Source organism: Bradyrhizobium sp. P2_E8 (genome assembly GCF_056403875.1).
Genome location: NZ_JBFUES010001512.1, coordinates 1 through 1,202, shown reverse-complemented (window position 1 = coordinate 1,202; position 1,202 = coordinate 1). Strand labels below are relative to the sequence as shown.

Annotated in this window: 3 protein-coding genes; all 3 read left to right on the top strand. The window is 66.6% G+C overall.

Annotated elements, in window-relative coordinates; all coding sequences use genetic code 11:
- The coding region (locus tag AC1D00_RS41890) for an NAD(P)/FAD-dependent oxidoreductase (RefSeq protein WP_477014742.1) at positions 1-606 on the top strand (606 nt) is incomplete at its 5' end.
- A 27-nt stretch (positions 607-633) separates the two neighbouring features.
- Positions 634-930, top strand: coding sequence for a (2Fe-2S)-binding protein (locus AC1D00_RS41885; protein ID WP_404553049.1), 297 nt, complete (start codon positions 634-636; stop codon positions 928-930).
- Positions 927-1,202, top strand: a 276-nt coding sequence (locus AC1D00_RS41880) for an FAD-dependent oxidoreductase (RefSeq protein ID WP_477014741.1), incomplete at its 3' end; no start/stop codon positions are given. The genes AC1D00_RS41885 and AC1D00_RS41880, both read left to right, overlap by 4 nt.

Below are 1,202 nucleotides of genomic sequence, written 5' to 3'. Positions count from 1 at the left end.
CTTCCGGAGCAACCGGTTTCGGCGATCAGCAAGAGCGGCGGCGAATTCCGCCTGACCACGCCGAAGGGCGAGCTTCGTGCCGCCAAAATCGTGCTCGCCGCGGGCAATGCCAACCAGACGCTGGCGCCGATGGTCGGCCTCTACGCGCCGATGGGCCCGACCCGCGGCCAGATCGTGGTGACCGAGCGCACCATGCCGTTCCTGCCGCACCCGCTGACCACGATCCGCCAGACCGACGAGGGGACGGTGATGATCGGCGACAGCAAGGAGGACGAGCTGGACGATCGCGCGCTGAAGCATTCGATCAGCGCGGTGATGACCGATCGCGCGCAGCGCATGTTCCCGCATCTTTCGCGGCTCAACGTTGTCAGAAGCTGGGCCGGCATCCGCGTCATGCCGCAGGACGGCTTTCCGATCTACGACCAGTCGGAGACCCATCCCGGCGCCTTCGTCGCCTGCTGCCATTCCGGCGTGACGCTCGCCTCCAACCACGCCTTCGAGATCGCGCGGATGGTCGTGCAGGGCGCGCTCGAGCCGGAGCTGGTCGGCGCGTTCTCGGCCAGCCGTTTTGGCGGCACTGGCGCAGCCAACAACAGCGGCTACTAGAGATATCAAGGAGCCAAGAGGCATCCCATGTTTAGACGATCCGGACAGGACAAACGCCCGCAAGTGCAGATCTTCGTCGACGGCGTTGCCGTCGCGGCGCGTCAGGGCGATACCGTCTCCGCTGCGCTGCTGGCCTCCGGCCAGGATGCGCGGCGTTCCACCGCGGTGAGCGGCGCGCCACGTCTGCCCTACTGCATGATGGGCGTCTGCTTCGACTGCCTCGTCACCATCGACGGCGTCGGCAATCGCCAGGGCTGCCTCGTGCCCGTTGCCGAGGGCATGCAGATCGAGATCCAGAAGGGCAAGCGGGAGATCGGAAGATGACTGTGGCTCCCAAGCACGAAGATTACGATGTGGTGGTGATTGGCGCCGGACCCGCCGGCCTCGCCGCCGCTGCGACATCCGCCGAAGCCGGCCTGTCCACGCTGCTGCTCGACGAGAATATCGGCCCTGGCGGCCAGGTGTTTCGCGCCATCGCTTCGACGCCGGTGACTGAACGTAGTCAGCTCGGTGCCGACTACTGGGTCGGCGCCGATCTCGTGCAGTCGCTGCGTGCGAGCAATGCCGAAGTCATCCAGCGCGCCACGGTCTGGAGC

Excerpts from the sequence above, each read along its gene's own strand:
- AC1D00_RS41885 (WP_404553049.1), top strand. The coding sequence starts at position 634 with ATGTTTAGACGATCCGGACAGGACAAACGCCCGCAAGTGCAGATCTTC.